The organism is Chitinibacter sp. ZOR0017, from assembly GCF_000799095.1.
GTDB lineage: Bacteria > Pseudomonadota > Gammaproteobacteria > Burkholderiales > Chitinibacteraceae > Chitinibacter > Chitinibacter tainanensis.
Window position 1 is genome coordinate 38,447 of the sequence record NZ_JTLG01000013.1, and the last position, 18,934, is coordinate 57,380.

The following is an 18,934-nucleotide window of genomic DNA, read 5'->3' on the forward strand; positions in this document are numbered from 1 at the left end:
GTTTAGATCTGGGTTTTATTTCGGGCAGATACCCAGTAGGGTATCTGCATAATCACTTATACGCCCTGTTTCAGGCTGGCCTCGATAAAGCCTTCAAGGTCGCCATCCATGACCGCCTTGATATTGCCAACCTCGTAGTTGGTGCGCAAATCTTTGATCCGGCTCTGGTCGAAGACATACGAGCGAATCTGATGCCCCCAGCCGATGTCGGATTTGCTGGCTTCCAGCGATTGCTGGGCTTCCATCCGTTTGCGCAATTCCAGCTCGTACAATTTCGCGCGCAGCATTTTCCAGGCTTCGTCGCGGTTTTTGTGCTGCGAACGGTCGTTCTGACATTGCACCACGGTATTGGTCGGGATGTGAGTCAGACGAACGGCTGAATCGGTTTTATTAATGTGCTGTCCACCCGCACCCGAGGCGCGATAGGTGTCGGTACGTACATCCGCCGGATTGATTTCGATCTCGAAGCTGTCATCCACCTCAGGGTAAACGAAGACCGAGGCAAACGAAGTATGGCGGCGGTTGTTTGAATCATAGGGCGAGCAGCGCACCAGGCGGTGCACGCCGGTTTCAGTCCGCAAGAAACCATAGGCATAGTCGCCAGACAACTTGATGGTGGCCTGGCTGATACCCACGATATCGCCATCGGATTGCTCCATCACTTCTACGCTAAAGCCTTTGCGCTCGCCGTAACGTACGTACATGCGCAGCAGCATGCCGGCCCAGTCTTGCGCCTCAGTACCACCCGCGCCCGATTGAATATCGATAAAGCATGGGCTTGGATCCATCGGATTATTAAACATCCGGCGAAATTCCAGCTTGGCCACTTCGGCTTCCAGCGTGGTGTAGTCGTCGTTGATGGCGCCGATGGTGTCGAAATCGTCTTCCAGCTTGGCCATCTCGAAGAGTTCCAGCGCGTCAGTCACCGCGCCACTGACTCGGTCAAGCACATGCACCACGTCTTCCAGTGATTTGCGTTCGCGGCCGATTTCTTGGGCTTTTTTCGGGTCGTTCCAGATTTCCGGATCTTCCGACAGGCGCACGACTTCCTCCAGGCGATCGACTTTGCCGGGGTAATCGAGGTAACGTTTCAGTTCATCAGCGCGCTGGCCGAGTTCTTTAAGCTGGTTTTCAATCTGGTTGAGCTGTTCGCTTTCCATGCGATGTTCCGCGTCCATGCTGATGCAAAACATCAAATTATATCAGTCCGCCCCCGCTTTGGGGGCGGAATTTCAGTGCCACTCAGACGTTCAGCCGCTGGCGAAGCTCGCGAATCGCCGCCGAAATCATCGCCAGATCTGCCGGGCAGGCGCGTAACTCGGCAAACATATGCTGCACACGGCCGATGGCCGCTTGCTCGCTCGCCAGCCACTCGCCCAGCGCATCACTGCGCTGTTCGCGCTCGGCCCATACGCGGCGGGTCAGCGCGATTTGCACAGCGCTCAGATCATCGCGCACCGCCATGCGTGCCAGTGTTTGCCAGCGATTGTCGCGCGGCAGCTGCTCGATCAGGCTATGCAACCACGGCAGATCCAGTGCTTCCCCCACGGCCAGATGCAGCTGCAATTGCTCGGCCAGCTGGCCGCTGTCGTTGGCCGCCAGCGCCAGCTCCAGCAAGGCTTGGATTTCCTGCAGCACCAACACCTGCATGGCAAGTCCGGCCGGCACTTTGGCCGCCAGCCATTGGGCTTTTTGCTCGGCATGGCGCTCGCTGGCGGCCAGCCATTCTGGCGCTTTGGGCAGGGCCAGCGCGGCGCAAGTGCGCAAATGATCGTGCTGCGCAGTGGTGAGCGGGGTTTGGATCAGCCAGCGTGCCACACGCTCGGTATAGCGGCGAATGTGCAGCAAGAGCTCACCCTGCGTTTCGGCATCCACACTGCCATCAGTGGCTTCAATCGCCCGCGCTAGCGTTTCCGCATCGAGCAGGGTTTCGGCCAGCAGCAGCGCGGCCACCACTTCGCTGGCGCTGTGCTCGGTTTCTTCCTGCAGGCGATAGGCCACGGTCATGCCATAGCGATTAATCACATGATTGGTGAGAACAGTAGCAACGATTTCGCGGCGCAGCGGATGCTCGGCAATTGCACTGGCATAGCGCTCAGCCAATACCCCAGGGAAGTATTTGCCTAGCAGGCCGTTCCATTGCGGATCATCGATCAATACCTCCGCGAGCAAGGCTTGCTTGAGCACAATCTTGGCATAGGCTAGCAAGACCGCAAGCTCGGGGCGATACAACCCCAGCCCAGCTTGCTGACGTTCAAGTAGCTGGCTATCGCTGGGAAGGTATTCGATCCGCCGCGAGAGTTTGCCCGCGGCTTCCAGCGCCTGCATCATCCGGCCATGCACGCTCAGTAGCGAACGCGCTTGCCGATGCTCCAGCGAAATGGCCAGCGTTTGCAGGCTATTGTCGCGCAAGACCAGTTGGCCCACTTCGTCGGTCATGCTGGCGAGCAGCTCATTGCGCTGTTTGAGGGTGAGATCGCCCGCGGCAATCAGCCGGCCGAGCAGGATTTTGATATTCACCTCGTGATCCGAGCAATCTACGCCCGCCGAATTATCAATGGCATCGGTATGAATCCGCCCGCCCTTGGCCGCGTATTCAATCCGCCCCAACTGGGTAAAGCCCAGATTGCCGCCTTCGGCCACCACTTTGCAGCGCAAATCGCGACCATCAATACGTACCGCATCGTTGCTGCGATCATTGGCTTCGGCGTGGGTTTGGCTGCTGGCCTTCACATAGGTACCAATGCCGCCGTTGTAAACCAGATCGACCGGCGCCTGCAAAATCGCCTGAATCAAGGCGTTTGGCTCCAACTCAGTCGCCTCAAGCGCGAGCAGGGCTTGCACCTGTGGGCTAAGGCGGATGGTTTTGGCATTGCGCGGCCAAATCCCGCCACCAGCCGAAATCAGCTCGGCCGTATAATCAGCCCAGGATGAACGCGGAAGGGCAAACAGGCGCTCACGCTCGGCGAAACTGGCGACCGGATCGGGATTGGGGTCGAGGAAAATATGTCGATGATCAAATGCGGCCACCAGTCGGGTATGCGGCGAGCGCAATAAGCCGTTACCAAATACGTCACCCGACATATCGCCAATCCCCACCACCGTAAACGCTTCACGGCGGGTATCCAGCCCTTGCTCCATAAAGGCGCGCTCGACTGAAACCCAAGCGCCGCGGGCGGTAATGCCCATTTTTTTATGGTCGTAGCCTACCGAGCCACCGCTGGCAAAGGCATCATCCAGCCAGAAGCCATATTCTTGCGAAATCTGATTGGCGATGTCCGAGAAGGTGGCGGTGCCTTTATCGGCGGCCACCACCAGATAGGGGTCATCTTCATCGCGACGCAAAACATCGACCGGCGGCACAATCTGGCCATTGACGAGGTTGTCGGTTAAATCCAGTAGCCCACGGATAAAGGTCTGGTAGCAGGCGATACCGCTGGCAAGCCAGGCTTCGCGCTCGGCAGGCGGATTTTTAACGATAAAGCCGCCTTTTGAGCCTACCGGCACAATCACGGTGTTTTTCACCATTTGCGCTTTCACCAGGCCCAGCACCTCGGTGCGGAAATCCTCACGCCGATCCGACCAACGCAGCCCACCGCGCGCAACTTTGCCACCGCGCAAATGCACACCTTCCATCGCGGGTGAATACACAAAAATCTCGTACAGCGGCACCGGCTGCGGCATAAAGCTGATCCGGCCCGAGGCGATTTTGAAAGAGAGATAGCCCTTGGGTTGACCATGCTGCCGTTGGTAATGGTTGGTACGTAGCGTCGCGCGTATCGCTTGCACATAGGCAGTCAGAATGCGCTCTTCATCCAGATTGGGTAGTGCTTTGGCCGCTTGCTCGACTTCTTCGAGCACAATATCGGCCACGGCCGGTTGGGCGTTGGCGGGGTTGAGTAGGTGATCAAAGGCGTTCACCAACTGTTTGCTCAGCAAGGGGTATTTCAGCAGGCAATCGCCGATCGATTCCATCGCAAATTTCAGCGCAACCTGCTTCAGATAGCGCGCATAGGCGCGCAGCAATAATACTTCGCGCCACACAAGGCCGGCTTGCAAAATCAGCCGATTGAAATGGTCATTCTCAGCTAAACCTGCAAATAGCGCCAAAAACGCCTCGACCACACGCGCCCGTTCTTCCGGTTTTTCTAGCGAGGTATTGGCCGGCAAGCGTACGCCGATATCCATGATGCAAAAACTACTGTCATCAGCGAGTTGCAGCAGATACGGCCGCTCATCCAATACCCGTAAGCCCAGATTTTCCAGCAAGGGTAGGCAATCCGAGAGCTCGATCGCCTGGCTGCGAAACAGCTTAATCCGCCAAATATCCGCCCGCAGCGGGTCGCCAGCTTGCAAGGTCACCACCAGCCGGTTTTCCAGTCGGCACTGCTCTAGCGCTTCAATATCATGGGTAGCCACTCGCGGGCTAAAGTCGGCGCAATAGGCACTGCCAAAGGCATTTTGATAGCGTTGAAAGAGCTCGGCCGCACGCTCTTCGCCATTGGCCAGAATCAGCTCGCGTTGCAGACTATCTGGCCAGCGCTGGGCTAATTCGGCAATCTGCGTTTCAATTGCTTGGCCATCATAAAGGCCACGCTGTTCGGCCGGCCGGCGCACAATAAACTGAATCCGAGCGAGGCTGGCATCGCCCAGCAATACCGTGTATTCGACGCTGCTGCCACCCAAGCGCTGCAACAGCAGCTTTTCAATTTTGACGCGCACCTCGGTGCTGTAATTATCACGCGGTACAAACACCATCACCGACACGTAGCGCTGGTAAATATCGTCACGGAAAAACGCCCGCACCCTTGAACGCTCGTGCAGCGAAACAATGCCCAGCGCAATGCGCTGCAGCTCGGGCACTTCGATTTCGATTAGCTCATCGCGTGGGTAGGTATCCAGCGTATTGAGCAAGGCTTTGCCGCGGTAGCCGCTTAAATCGGCCTTGCTCAATTGCAGCACGGCATCAATTTTTTGCCGTAGCAACGGGATTTTGCGCGGCTGTAGCATATAGGCGCTGGCGGAATAAAGCCCCACAATCCGCGTTTCGCCGCACAGCACGCCATTGGCGTCAAATTGGCGAACCAAAATCGTATCGAGATACACCGGCCGGTGGATGCTAGAGCGGCGATCCGATTTCGTGAGCATCAGCAGGCGATCTGGCGCATACGCAATCGCGCGTAATTCGGGGCTAAGGCTGCGCCAGATTTTGGACGGCGTGGCTTCACCGGCATCGCGCAAAATACCAAGGCCACTATTAGCTTGTAGCGTGAGCTCGTTACCAGCAAACTGATATTGCCGCATCCCTAGAAACACAAAATGCCCAGCCAGCAACCATTCGAGAAAGGCCACGCTTTCTTTGACGGCAGGGGCGGGCAAGGGCGGCGGCTGATGGCGCAACACTTCCAACAGGTCAACCACGTGCTCGGCCATGCGGCTCCAATCCGCGACGCATGCCGTGATTTGCGCCAATACATTTTCGATGCGCTGCTGCAGCTCGGCCAGCCTAGCTGGCTGACTAATGCGGGTGATCTCAAAGTGCATCCATGATTCTTTGCACACCAGCGCATCATCTTGCTCGGTAAAGTGACCTTGTTCGTCTCGATGTACGGTAATTACCGGGTGTATCACCATGGAAGCCTGATATTTCAAGGCATTCAGCGCCATACCCACCGAATCGACCAGAAATGGCATGTCATTGATCACGATTTCGACAATCGTATGCATGCTTTGCCAGCCATGCTCGGCCTGATTGGGGTTGTAGATACGGACCACGGCTTGCCCCGCTGGGCGCTGCTGGGCCAAGCGCCAATGTGCCAAAAGTGCGCCCCCCCAATCGCTGATTTGCCGCTGTGGCCAGTCTTCGTCCGGCACGTCGGCAAAATAGCGCTCAGCAAACCGCTGCTGTTCAGTTTGACCATGCTGGGCTAACCAGCTGCTTAATTCGTGCGGTAAGGGCATGACCGGCTCCGGGGTGAACTGATCTTTGCACTGTAGAACGCCGGAGCGGCTTTCTCTAGCTGGGGGAAGGCTTTACGTTTGACGGCTCAGATGTGGGATTTGCCACAATCAGCAAGCTGGATGCAGTAAATTGAATGACCAACGGTGTTGGCTTGTATATTATGGAATGCTAATATAGTCAAGTGAAGCAGTGCCATTTAAACAGGTGAGATCATGAGCCAGCCGCATATCCAGCGCCCCAGCGCCGCACCATCGAGTAGTGCGCATGATCCCATGCTGCGCGCCTGTCGCGATATCGCCGTCAAAATGCTCACCGAGTCACTCGAGCAATTTTTTGTTCGGCTAGAAGAAACCTATTTCCAGCTAGCCGACACCAGTTTTGACCGCCGCCTGCGCGATGATTTTTTTGCCGCCCGCATCGAAACACACAATAAACGCCAGCAACTAGCCAGCCAGTTTAAAACGCTAATCACCGAAGCGTTCGAGCAGCGGGTAAGCAATCCGGCCACTCAGCCCGAGCAAAAATTCTATTTCGTAAATGCCAACCTTGATCAGCTTAGCCTCGTCGCCAATGAAGAATACGAAGAAAGCATTGCCGCGGATCAGGTCGTCAAAAGCATTAAACATCAAGGCGGCGAAGAGCTAGATCAGCTGGAGCAGCGCTTTGCGCGCCTGCTCGCTGACAAAAACCCCGATTTTGCCAACCCTATGGCCCCCGAAGCAATTTGTGATGCTTTTTTGCGGGCCTGCAAACAGCTCGAAACCGGCGTAGAAGCGCGCATGGTGGCGATGAAAGCCTTTGAAAAAGAGCTTTCTAGCCAGGTGGCGAATGTGTATCACCAGGTTAACCAGTATTTAATTAAGCAGAACGTGCAACCGTTGGTCGTACGCAGCGCCCCACGTCGCAGCCCTAGCCGTCAAGGTGAAATCGGGGAAACCAGCGAACGCTCGGTGAAGCCGGTGAATCACAGCCCCAGCGCGCTGGCTGATCATCTTAGCGAACTCACTTTGCCGGCTAGCTCACCCGCCCTGCAGGCGCCGGTCGCGCAGAATGTGGCTGAATTGGGCGCAAACTTTATCGCACCAAGCGCCGCACTGAGCTTAGAAGGGCAGACACCCGAGTGGAAAACCTTCCTTGATTTGCTGCAACACAAAGGCAGCAGCGAGTTGGCACAGCTCAGCCAAGATCCGCTAGAGCAGGGCATTAATCTGATCGCGATGCTGCGCGAAAGTGGCTGGGCCAAACAGCTGCCCCAACTCAATGCCATGACGCTGGAACTGGTGGCGATGCTCTTCGAGCATATCTTTGATGACCCGCGCCTCAATTCAGTGATGAAAAGCTTGATCGGTCGTTTACAGATCCCGATCTTAAAAGTCGCGATGCTCGACGCGAGCTTTTTTGCGCAAAAAAACCACCCGGCACGGCTGCTTGTAGATCAGCTCGCACTGTGTGCGATGGATGATGAAACCCTGCAGCCAGGGCAGCCGCATTACGAAAAGCTAGCGGAGATTGTGCAACATCTGATCAAGCATTTTGATCAGGATGTGGGGGTATTTGCGCAGAGCTACCAAGCGCTACAAGATTATTTACAAAGCTTGGAAGCCGCGGCGATTGCCACCTTGAGCGAAGAGCTGGATCACTTGGCGGCAAACGAGCGGGCGGAATTAGCGCAAGTCACCGCTGAGCAGTTGATTCAAGCTCGCCTGCAAGGGTATGGCGATCTAGCCCAAGTCATTCAAGACTTTCTGGCCAATACCTGGCAAGAGGCGTTACGCCTGGCCTATGGTACCGAAGCAGAAAACACCCCATTGTTTGTCACCCGTCTACAGGCAATGGATGATTTACTCTGGAGTGTACAGCCCAAAGCCACGCCGGAAGAACGATTCAAAATGGTGAATCTACTCACCCCTATGTTGAAAACCCTGGAGGAGGGGGCATTGGCCGCGGGGCTGGATAAGACCGCCGCCAATGCGTTTTTTGCTGAGCTGGTGCAATGTCATGCCGCAGCAATCCGCAATGGCATCAAACCCGCCGCTAAAGTTGAAGTGCACGCGCCGGTTGAGCCCACACCAATTAGCGTTGCGCCAGTCAGCGCCAGCACTTCACCAGCCGTCCTAGGGCAACCTGCAGCTGCAGTTCCTCTGCCTGAAGTCACATCAACTGCCACCTCTGAGCTGGTCGAGCAGCTTAGTGGTGAGCTGGATAGCGCCAGCGATGAAGAAGCAAGCCCTGATATCACTCCAGAATCCACCTTGCCCCGCAAAGGCGAATGGGTCGATTGGCAAACGCCAGAAGGGCATTTCATCCGCTTGCGGCTCTCTTGGATTAGCCCGCAAGGCACTCGGTATGTGTTTACCAATCGCACCGAAAAGGGTCGGGCCTTTTTGCAAGCCGAATTGTTAAATGAACTCTATAGCGGTCGGATGCAACGGCTGGATCAGCAGGCGACGTTGACTGATCGGGCAATGCAGGAGCTGATGAGTGATCTACGGGCTTGAGTGAATATAAGTACGGCAATCGATAATAAAAAACCCGCTGTGAAAGCGGGTTTTTTATTCGCACAGTGCGCAGGATTAGGCGGCATCGGCCAGTGCTTGTGCCTGCTTTTTCAGTAGTTGTCCAATGCCGTGCTCGGCCAAATCCAAGAGCTGATTCATTTCTTGGCGGCTAAAGGCCTTGCCCTCAGCAGTGCCTTGAATTTCGATAAAAGCCCCACCCGCCGTCATGACTACATTCATGTCGGTTTCGCAGGCGGAGTCTTCCAGATAATCCAGATCCAGCACGGGCGTATCGCCATATACGCCAACCGAAATGGCAGCCACTGCTTCACGAATCGGGTTCTGGCTCAATTTACCGGCAGCAATCAGTGATTGAATCGCGTCTTGCAGTGCCACATAGGCACCGGTAATGCTGGCAGTACGGGTGCCACCATCGGCCTGAATCACATCGCAATCGATGGTGATTTGCCGCTCGCCCAAGGCCGCGAGATCAACCACGGCGCGCAGGCTACGCCCAATTAGGCGCTGAATTTCTTGAGTTCGGCCACTTTGCTTCCCAGCCGCAGCTTCGCGTTTCATGCGGCTACCGGTCGAGCGGGGTAGCATGCCATATTCGGCAGTAACCCAGCCTTCACCTTTGCCTTTTAAAAAAGGCGGTACTTTTTCTTCAACGCTGGCGGTACAGATGACTTTGGTATTGCCAAATTCGACCAATGCGCTACCTTCGGCGTGGCAGGTATAGTGGCGGGTAAGGGTAACCTGGCGCAGCTCATTGGGCTGGCGTTGAGAAGGGCGCATGGCAATGTATCCGAAAGCGAAAAGTTAAGCCGCAGTATACCGCGCTAGCGGGCTTGCTGGCTCATGTTTGGCATGGCGGTTAGATTTAGCAGCGGTAATTGTTCTTGCTGCCAGGCAAAGAGTGCCTCGGCGGCCATCGGCTTGGCGATGAAATAACCCTGCACCTCATCACAGCCCATGACTGACAGGGCTTGCCAGCAGCTCAAGGTTTCAACCCCCTCGGCCACCACGGTTAAGCCCAAAATATGGCCAAGCTCGATCATTGAGCGCACGATCGAGATGCTCTCGAAAGTATGACTCATCGACATCACAAAACTCTGGTCGATCTTGAGCTCATTAATTGGCATTTTGGCCAGATATGCAAACGATGAGTAGCCGGTGCCGAAATCATCCATTGAGATCTTCACACCCAGCTGGCGCAGGCGCAGTAGATTTTGTAGCAACTGATCAGCATGGCGCATGACCCCGGTTTCGGTGATTTCTAGGCACAGATTGACCGGCACGGGGCAATAGCGAATTTGTGTCTCGATAAAATCGATAAATAGTGGGTCTTCCACATCCGCCACCCCCACATTCACCGACATACACCAATCTAGGCCCTGCGCCTGCCAGGCTACTTGTTGCGCTAGCGCAGCTTTAATCACCCATTCCGTAATCAGCCGCAGCTTGCCCGATTGCTCGGCAAAGGCAATAAACGCGCCGGGAGGGATCCAGCCGCGTTGTGGATGTTGCCAGCGAACCAACGCCTCTACCGAGTGCACTTGAGTGCTTTGCATATTCAGCTTGGGTTGAAAGTGCAATACAAGCTGATTGTGATCGATGGCTTCGCGCAAATCGCCCATCAGCCGGAACTGGTTTTGCCGATCTACTTCACGGCTGGGGTCATAACACACGCACAGTTGGCAGTGCTCTTTGGCACTAAACAGCGCAATTTCGGCCTGCCGCAGCAAGGCTTCGGCATCGGTCGCATGCAATGGATGGCAGCTGAGACCAAAACGCATGGCGAGATTGAGGCGATGCTCATCAATGGCGATCGCCGCAGAAATGCTCTGCTCGATATACACAATCATTTCATTCAGCTGAATGCTATTGGTGAAAGGAATTTGCAGTAGAAAATCATTCCCAGACACCCGGCCAATATGGCGCACGACATTGGGCTGCATTTGCTGCAGCCGATCAGCCACCGTGCGCAGCACATTGTCACCCTCGGCAAAGCCAAAGCAATCGTTCACATAATGAAAATCGGCAAGATTCAGTAGTACTACCGCAAAACTACCTTTGCCATGGCGGATATCGGCGTCGATTTCTTCAACAAAGCGGGTGCGATTGGCCAGCCCGGTAATGCGATCAACAAACGCCAGCTGCTTGAGTAAGTGCTCCCGCGCGTGGATGGCATCCCCCATCGCATTAAAGGCTGTTGCCAGATTGCCCAGCTCATCGTACGAATGGACCGGCATCCGTATATCAAACTCGCCAAGGGTGAAACGCTGCACCGCATGGCTAAAATGCCGCAACGGGGCGGTTAGCCTTGAGGCCAGCAACCAGCTTAAAGCACTGCCGATAATCAGCAAGGCCAAGCCAAGCCCAATGGTTTTTGCGCCTACCCACCACAGCTGGGATTGCACCTGCTGCTGCTCCATGTCGGCCCCCAGCAGATAGGGAGTGCCATCGGCAGCCGTTCGAAACAAAAGAATGGAGCGAAAATCACCATAGGCATCATGCAATACCCCGCGATAATTTTCTCGACTCAGCAGCGTATTGCGCACCCGACCATCATGATCGGCGTACGGCTGCATAAAGTGGCCAAATTTCCCGGCTGCCAGCTCGATCTCGGGGGCCGAATCCGCCAGATAGACTACCCGGCCATTAATCAGCGCCAAAAGGTAGACATAACGCAAGCCACTTTGCTGGGCAAATTGGGCCATTTGCCGGGCATGACCGACGTAATCGCCTAATAGTACGGGAGGCTTGGCCAAAGCCTGATCGATATAAGCCGGTGGCAGGATATAGGGAATGGCCGCGGCCGCAGTTTGCAAACGGCCATCTAGCTCGGCAAATAATGCTTCGCTTAGCTGTTTGTAAATACTGAAAGTAAGAACGACGCTAATCAGCAGATTAAGCGATAGCAGCACCAATAAAACCTTGGCACGGGCACTGCGTAAACGTTCGAGCGTGAATGCAGCCATGCGGGTAACAGGGGCTAGAAATTGAAATCAGCTTTGTTCTAGCCCAATCTGCTGCGCTGCGCAATTACTTAATTACAAAGGCATTGCGATTTATTTCTTCAGCTTGACCCGCCTCTGATTTCAATCTAAAGCCCCAAGTGTCACAACGGGCTTTTTGCGGCAGCAAGGTCAATTGCAGCAATTCATCCCGCCGAAAAGCATGAATCTGCACCGGGGTGTTAGCGGTAAAGACCTGCTGCAAACCATCAAATTGCGCCGCATTCACCCGTAGGTGATCAACGGCTACAATTACATCCCCCGCCGCTAGGCCTGCCGTAGCGGCGGCTTCGCCGCGCAGAACGTGCGTGAGTTTGATCCCAGCTGGATCGGCGCTGTAACGCACGCCCCAGCTCAGTTTTTCGATGAGGGTATCCTGCCAGCCGCCTTTATCCTGCGCATTGAGCGCCGGACGGCATTGGCTGTCGATACCCAGATAGGCAAGGCTTTCGGCTAATGGCAAGGGCTGTGTAGAGCGCAGGGCGCGGTCAAAAAATACGCTTAAATCAAGGCCGCTGGCCTCGCAAGCTAGCGCTTCCCACTGCGCTTCGCCAACGCCGACACCTTCGTGCCCAAAGTCGCGGCCATAGCGAGCCCACAAAAGTTGCATCACATCATCCAGCGAGCGCTGATTGTGCGTGTGCTGGCGAATATGCATATCTAGACAGAACGCCACCAGCGCGCCTTTGGTGTAATAGCTCACCAGCTCATTGGGCGCATTTTCATCTTGACGATAATACTTCACCCAGGTATCTAAGCTGGAGTCTTCCAGAGTCTGACGTTGCGCGCCATACCCCCGCTCAACCTGTGTTGCCGTTTGAGCCAGCAATTGTAGATATTGCGTCCAATCTATCAGCCCGGTGCGCAGTAGCGTTAAATCGTCGTAGTAGGAAGTGATGCCCTCAAAGGCCCACAGCAAGCGCGTATAGTTTTCCTGCTGCAAATCATACGGAGCAAAGACCGCAGGTTTAATGCGTTTTACATTCCAACTATGAAAATATTCATGGCTACACAGGCCCAAAAACTGCCGATAGCCGGTGCTTTGTTCTGTCTCGCCGATTTTGGGCAAATCCCCGCGCGAGCAAATCAGGGCGGTCGAATTGCGGTGCTCTAAGCCACCGTAGCCATCCCCAACGGCCACCGTCATAAAGGTGTAGTCGTTAAACGGTGCAGGCTCACCGAAAAGACGAATCTGATACTCGCAGATGGCTTTTAGGTCTTGCGCCAAGCGCGCTAAATCTGCCTGATGGCGGCCGCTAATCACCAAGCGATGCGGCACCCCGCAAGCGGTAAAGCGCACATCACTAAATGGTGCGATCTCTACCGGGCAATCAATCAGTTCGTCATAGTTGGCCGCCTGATAACGGCCAAAACCTTGTTCATCCAAGGCGATGGCTGTTAAGCCAGTGGCTACCTGCCAATCGTCCGCAGGCCAGCTACCGGCGGCAAGGCTCAGCTGATGCGCTTGCTGCTCTGCTCCGAGCACTTGCAAGCAAACACTGGTGCCGTTAAAAAAGGCCCGCGTCTGATCCAGATACGCACCACGCACCGATAAATCAAAGGCATACACTTCATAATTAATGTGAATGGCCCCGGCAAATGGCGCCACTTTCCAGCTCGATTTGTTCAGCTTTTGCACGTTCAGTGGCATCAACTGCCCATTTGGCAGCATACCCTGAGCCTGAATCTGCACCACATTGCGGGCAAATTCTCGGATGAGATAACTACCGGGGATCCAAACGGGGAGTTGCAGCTGCTGGCCAGCGGGATCTGGCTGTGCAATATCGAGTCGAACGGCAAACACATGCGCGCCGATATCTTGCGGGCGCACTTGATAATGAATAGTCATGCAAATTCCTGAAAACTAGCGTTTGGCGAGGCCAACTTGATTGCGGCCTGCGGCTTTTGCTTCATACAGTGCCTGATCGGCGGCATCGATGAGATTTTGTGCACTCATACCATCAACCAGCTGGGCTACGCCGGCGCTGAGCGAGGCTACAAACTGTGCGTCATGCCCGCACTGGAGCAGGGCATTAAAGCGCTCTCGCAGTTCATCCGTGCGCTGGGCGGCTTTGATCAGCGTATGATCACGCCAAATGACGGCAAATTCTTCGCCACCATAACGGCCAACCAGCTCGGCATTGGGGCTAAATTCCTTCAACAAGCGCGACAAACTCTTGATCACCAGATCACCCACCGAGTGACCATACTGATCGTTAATGCGCTTGAAATGATCAATATCGATCATGGAATAAGAGAGCTGGCGCGATTGTTTACTGGCCCGCGCGACTTCCCGGCCCAGCGCGTCGATCAGATTGGTGTGATTCAGTAAACCGGTAAGGCTATCTCGGGTCATCCAGCGGCGCAGCGTGCGGTAACGCTCAACCGTGATGCTGACGGCGGCGATGAGCTCATCGGGCTCCATATTCTTGACGAGAAAATCATCACCCCCCATGCTGCGCGCCATCAGTTGGCGGCCCCGGTGAGTTTCGGTCGAAAGAAACACAATCGGAATCGAATCAAACTGCGGGTGCTGACGAATCACCTTGGCAATTTCATCGCCATGGCACTGCGGCATATAGACATCGAGTAGCAAAATATCCGGCTGATCGGCTTCCAGCCGCTTCAAAATCTGCAAGGGATCGGCCAGGTGCTTCACCACCATCCCCGCGCCATGCAGCACCGATTGCGCCCACTTGGCCACCATTTCCGAATCATCAACCAGCAAAATACGGTAGGGGGGTGGGTTGCGCTGCTCATCATGATGATCCAGCCGATCAATCAGCGCCTGAATATTGAGTGGATACTCAAAAAAATCAGTGACCCCCGCGCGCAGAAACTCCAGCTGTTTGACGATATCGAGCGCAAACGAGGCGAGGAAAATCGGCCCTTCAAACAAGCGGCGGATTAAGGGCAAGCACTGTAGGGCGCTAAAATCGTTTAGCCCATGCTCATCCAGCACCACGGCGAAGGGTTGCGCACTGTGCATCGCAGCCAGCAGGGCGCTATTACGATCAAACACCCGGTAATCAAAGCCGAAAAATGCCAGCTGGGCGCCAATTTTGGCCAGCGTGTCTTGATTCGGCGCCACAAAATAAATCAGGCGAGGGGTGGCAGACATGAACAGGTCTCGGTCTTATTCTTGTTGGTAAAGTTGATTGAGTTCGCGGCGCATTTTTTTAGTGGGCCGACCTTTGATATGGGCGTGATCAAACTGCGGTTGCATCGCGCGCATAAATTGCTCACGTTCACGCTGCGCAATACTCTCCGCGGTTTCTGCATACAAAGCGCGCGCCAGCTCGGCTGCGCGACGCTGTTCGCTCAGCGCCAGCACTTGCACCACAAAGCGCCCATGCTCGGTGCGTATTTCGAGGGTTTCCGCTGCTTTCAGGCTACGCGATGGTTTTGCCCGTTCGCCATTCACGTTAACATGCCCGGCAGCAATCGCTTGCACCGCCAAAGAGCGGGTTTTAAAAAAACGTGCGGCCCACAGCCATTTGTCCAGACGGACTTTATCCTGCGTCAATTTCGGCTTTCTCCCAAATCGATGCTTCAATTATATCGTTCAGTTGGCCACTAGCCATGGATAAAAAAACAATCGAGCAATTAAAACAACTGCGCAAAAATCTGCGCAGTGCCAAAGCCACCCCCATTAGCCCGCCCAAACCGAGCGAGGCCGAATTATTTGCCCGCGCCATGCAGGGGGTGCAACCATTAGCGCAGCAATATATTCAGCATCCGCCACGGCATCCTAGCCCCTGGCCACGGCAACAACCGGCTGGGCTTACTGAAGTCATCGCTGACATGAGCGACTTCTGGCCTTGGGATGAGCTAGAGCCGGGCGAAAGCCTGCATTTTGTTCGCCCCGGCTTACGCGTAGAAACGATCCGAAAACTGCGGCGTGGCGATTGGCCGGTGGAGGGTGAATTGGATCTGCATGGTGAAAACATCGATAGCGCTCGCCCCAAAGTCGCGCAGTTTCTGAGCCAGAGCGTGGCGCGGCGTTTGAAATGCGTGCGCATTATTCATGGCAAAGGTCTGAGCTCTCCTGCTGGCCAACCCATTTTGAAACTAAAGCTCAAAAACTGGCTCGCGCAGCGCGATGAAGTGCTGGCCTACACTCAAGCCAGCCCGCAGCTCGGCAGCGCCGGAGCGGTGCTTATTTTGCTGCGCAGCGCCAAAAAATAAGGTGAAGTACATGCAAGCATTTTGGTGCTATTGGCAACATCCGCGCACGAAACAGAGCCTATTTGCACTGTGGACGCTGGCCATATGGGTAGGATCATTAGGGCCGGCCGCACCGCAAGTGGTAGATCAGGGCGACAAAATCCAGCACTTCATCGGGTATGCCACGCTAGCCATTCTGGCATATAGGCTCTGGCCATATACCCTTAGGGTGTGGCTCTTTGCCGCGACGATGGGGGTTTTGGTCGAGATCGCACAATCGTTCACCCCCAATCGCAGTTTTGATCCGCACGACATGCTTGCCAACGCGCTTGGTGCCGCGCTGGGCTTGCTGTTCATCCGCTGCTACTCGCGCTGGCGTCAAAGTTGACTAGGCTGGGGTAAACCAATCTGGAGGAATGCCCCATGTCTATGCCCCGCAGCAGTGTCATTAGCGCCATCAGTGCCCAGCTAGAGCAGCTTAGCCCCGCCGAATTAGAAGCGCTGTATAACCGGCTATACCCGCAAACGCCCATCGTGCAAGTGGGCCCCGCCTTATTCGAACATCAAGATATGGATGATTGATTTAACGCAAAAAACCCCGGCATCGACCGCTAATCTGCGCTGTAAATATTAACCGGCCAAAATGCCAAAAATGAATATCCGCTCGTGCGCGAAAAGCATAGAATATTTTCATGCATTCGGAATACCAAAACCCGAATGTCAGTCAGTAATCGAGTATGTAGCAAGCAAATCATTACAACACCGGCTAGAAACTGATCCAGATCAATTTTTTTCGCTGGCGTGGTGATTAGCATAATTGGATGTAATTTTTTTGTATCGGCCGATGCCTGAACGACGTTTGCCGAACAGCGGTAGAACAGCCAAAAGCGGTTTTGGCACAGGATGTCCAGCCGACATCGCCACAAGGAGATACTCATGAACGCCCCAATCGATAAAGCTCTGGATCAATCACAACTGGACGCCTGGCGCGGGTTTGCCGCCGGTGAGTGGCAACAGCAAGTTGCTGTACGTGATTTTATTCAGGCTAACTACACCCCATACGAAGGGGATGATCAATTCTTGGCGGGGCCGACTGAACGTACGACCCAATTGTGGAATGAACTGTCAGCTTTGCTGAAAGAAGAGCGCAAACGCGGCGTGCTGGAAGTATCCGCCCAGTTTGGCTCAACCATCACCGCCCACGATGCCGGTTATATCAATAAAGATCTGGAAACCATCGTTGGTCTGCAAACCGACGCGCCACTGCGCCGCGCGATTATGCCCAATGGCGGTTTGCGCATGGTGCAAAACGGCCTGAAAGCGTATCACTTCGAAATGAATCCGCAAATCGAAGAGATTTACACCAACTACCGCAAAGACCATAACAACGCCGTATTTGACGCCTACACCCCCGAAATCATGGCCTGCCGTAGCTCAGGCGTGATTACCGGTTTGCCAGATTCATATGGTCGCGGCCGGATTATCGGTGACTATCGCCGCGTGGCGCTGTATGGCGTAGATTTTCTGATTGCTGACAAAAAACGCGAAAAAGCCGAGCTCGATGACGTTGCATTCAGCGAAAATGTGATTCGCCTGCGTGAAGAATTGGCCGAGCAAATCAAAGCGCTGAATGAATTGAAAGTCATGGCCAAAAAATATGGCTTTGATCTGAGCCGCCCAGCCGCCACTGCGCAAGAAGCGGTGCAATGGCTGTACTTTGGTTACCTTGCTGCAGTAAAAGAGCAAAACGGTGCGGCGATGTCGATCGGCCGGATTTCGACTTTCCTCGATATTTACTTCGAACGCGATATCAAAGAAGGGCGCATTACCGAATCGCAAGCCCAGGAATACATCGACCATCTGGTGATGAAGCTGCGGATCGTACGTTTCCTGCGCACGCCAGAATACGATGATCTGTTCTCAGGCGACCCAACCTGGGTGACTGAATCGATCGGCGGCATGAGCGAAGATGGCCGTACTTTGGTCACCAAATCAAGCTTCCGTGTGCTCAACACCCTGTATAACCTCGGCCCAGCGCCAGAGCCTAATCTGACCGTACTGTGGTCAACGTCATTCCCACAAGGCTTTAAAGAATTCTGCGCGAAAGTATCGATCGACACTTCGGCGATTCAGTACGAAAATGATGACTTAATGCGGCCAAAATGGGGTGATGACTACGCCATCGCCTGCTGCGTATCTGCGATGCGCGTGGGTAAACAAATGCAGTTCTTCGGCGCTCGGGTCAATCTGGCCAAAGCCATGCTGTACGCGATCAACGGCGGTGTGGACGAGAAAACCGGCAAACTGGTAGCCAAAGGTTTTGAGCCAATTACAGGCGACGTGCTCAATTACGAAGAGCTGATGGCCAAATACGACAAGATGCTCGATTGGCTAGCCAAAACCTACGTCACTGCACTCAATTGCATTCACTATATGCACGACAAATACGCTTACGAGCGGATCGAAATGGCGCTGCACGACCGCGATATCCTGCGCACAATGGCCTGCGGGATTGCCGGCCTGTCAGTGGCGGCCGATTCGCTGTCAGCCGTGAAACACGCCAAAGTGCATATCAAACGTAACGAAGCCGGTCTGGCGGTCGATTATGTGATCGAAGGCGAATACCCAGCCTACGGTAACAACGACGATCGCGCTGATGATATTGCGGTGTGGCTGTCGACCACTTTCATGGACAAAATCAAAGCCCAGCCAGTGTTCTACCGTGACTCGATGCCAACGCAATCGGTACTGACCATCACTTCAAACGTGGTCTACGGCAAGAAAACCGGTAACACGCCAGATGGCCGTCGTGCCGGCGCACCATTCTCACCAGGTGCAAACCCGATGAATGGCCGCGATAAAAACGGCTTTGTGGCTGCGGGCTTCTCCGTGTCGAAAATCCCGTACGAATCAGCACTGGATGGGGTGTCTTGGACTGCGTCTATGACGCCAGATGCGCTGGGTCACAATGCCAGCGATCGCGTCAAAACCCTGGCTGCGTCGATCGATGGTCTGTTTGGCCCGCACGGCGATGAGTGCCCAACTTGCCAAAGCGCGGAACGCGTAGACCAAGCACTGGCCGAGCTGGAAGAAGGCCCGGATCAGTTGTTCCACCTGAATATGAACGTACTGAATAAAGACACGCTCCTGGATGCGATGGAACACCCAGAGAACTATCCGCAGCTGACTATCCGCGTTTCAGGCTATGCCGTGAACTTTGTCAAACTGACCCGCGAACAGCAGCTGGACGTGATTAACCGGACCTTCCACGCGAAGTGCTAAACCCA

General features: G+C 54.7%; 12 protein-coding genes. 5 read left to right on the forward strand and 7 right to left on the reverse strand.

All coding sequences use genetic code 11. The features are described 5' to 3' along the window. Positions 1-56: 56 nt before the first annotated feature. A complete protein-coding gene (gene prfB / locus L991_RS03770; RefSeq protein ID WP_047392414.1) occupies positions 57-1,160 on the reverse strand; it encodes a peptide chain release factor 2 in 1,104 nt (367 codons plus the stop codon). Between the two features lie 82 nt (positions 1,161-1,242). Continuing rightward, entirely contained in the window at positions 1,243-5,961 is a 4,719-nt protein-coding gene (locus L991_RS03775) for an NAD-glutamate dehydrogenase (RefSeq protein WP_052190570.1), read from the reverse strand. 213 nt (positions 5,962-6,174) lie between these two features. On the opposite strand from L991_RS03775, the gene L991_RS03780 reads away from it, so the two are divergent. Further along, positions 6,175-8,460, forward strand: coding sequence for a DUF1631 family protein (locus L991_RS03780; RefSeq protein ID WP_047392418.1), 2,286 nt, complete (start codon positions 6,175-6,177; stop codon positions 8,458-8,460). Positions 8,461-8,535: 75 nt separating this feature from the next. Here the strand turns inward: L991_RS03780 and rph are convergent, their stop codons facing one another. The 5 genes from rph to L991_RS03805 all read right to left on the reverse strand — a co-directional run bounded on the left by rph (position 8,536) and on the right by L991_RS03805 (position 15,006). Beyond that, complete coding sequence (gene rph / locus L991_RS03785; protein WP_047392421.1) at positions 8,536-9,258, reverse strand: ribonuclease PH; 723 nt, start codon at positions 9,256-9,258, stop codon at positions 8,536-8,538. 44 nt (positions 9,259-9,302) lie between these two features. Further along, positions 9,303-11,444 (reverse strand): bifunctional diguanylate cyclase/phosphodiesterase, encoded by a 2,142-nt coding sequence (locus tag L991_RS03790; protein WP_047392424.1) that lies wholly within the window; start codon positions 11,442-11,444, stop codon positions 9,303-9,305. Between the two features lie 64 nt (positions 11,445-11,508). Continuing rightward, the gene (locus L991_RS03795) at positions 11,509-13,329 is read right to left on the reverse strand and encodes a M61 family metallopeptidase (RefSeq protein ID WP_047392428.1); all 1,821 of its coding nucleotides are present in this window, start codon (positions 13,327-13,329) and stop codon (positions 11,509-11,511) included. Between the two features lie 15 nt (positions 13,330-13,344). Then, positions 13,345-14,601, reverse strand: coding sequence for a diguanylate cyclase (locus L991_RS03800; RefSeq protein WP_052190571.1), 1,257 nt, complete (start codon positions 14,599-14,601; stop codon positions 13,345-13,347). Between the two features lie 15 nt (positions 14,602-14,616). Next, positions 14,617-15,006, reverse strand: a complete 390-nt coding sequence (locus tag L991_RS03805) for an RNA-binding S4 domain-containing protein (RefSeq protein WP_047392431.1) — start codon at positions 15,004-15,006, stop codon at positions 14,617-14,619. Between the two features lie 56 nt (positions 15,007-15,062). On the opposite strand from L991_RS03805, the gene L991_RS03810 reads away from it, so the two are divergent. The 4 genes from L991_RS03810 to pflB all read left to right on the forward strand — a co-directional run bounded on the left by L991_RS03810 (position 15,063) and on the right by pflB (position 18,929). Next, positions 15,063-15,668, forward strand: a complete 606-nt coding sequence (locus L991_RS03810; protein ID WP_052190572.1) for a Smr/MutS family protein — start codon at positions 15,063-15,065, stop codon at positions 15,666-15,668. A 10-nt stretch (positions 15,669-15,678) separates the two neighbouring features. Further along, positions 15,679-16,035, forward strand: coding sequence for a VanZ family protein (locus L991_RS03815; RefSeq protein ID WP_052190573.1), 357 nt, complete (start codon positions 15,679-15,681; stop codon positions 16,033-16,035). A 35-nt stretch (positions 16,036-16,070) separates the two neighbouring features. Next, complete coding sequence (locus L991_RS17190; RefSeq protein WP_156128972.1) at positions 16,071-16,229, forward strand: hypothetical protein; 159 nt, start codon at positions 16,071-16,073, stop codon at positions 16,227-16,229. A 354-nt stretch (positions 16,230-16,583) separates the two neighbouring features. Then, positions 16,584-18,929: a formate C-acetyltransferase gene (gene pflB, locus L991_RS03820; protein WP_047392434.1), complete on the forward strand. Its 2,346-nt coding sequence runs from the start codon at positions 16,584-16,586 to the stop codon at positions 18,927-18,929. Positions 18,930-18,934 lie beyond the last annotated feature (5 nt).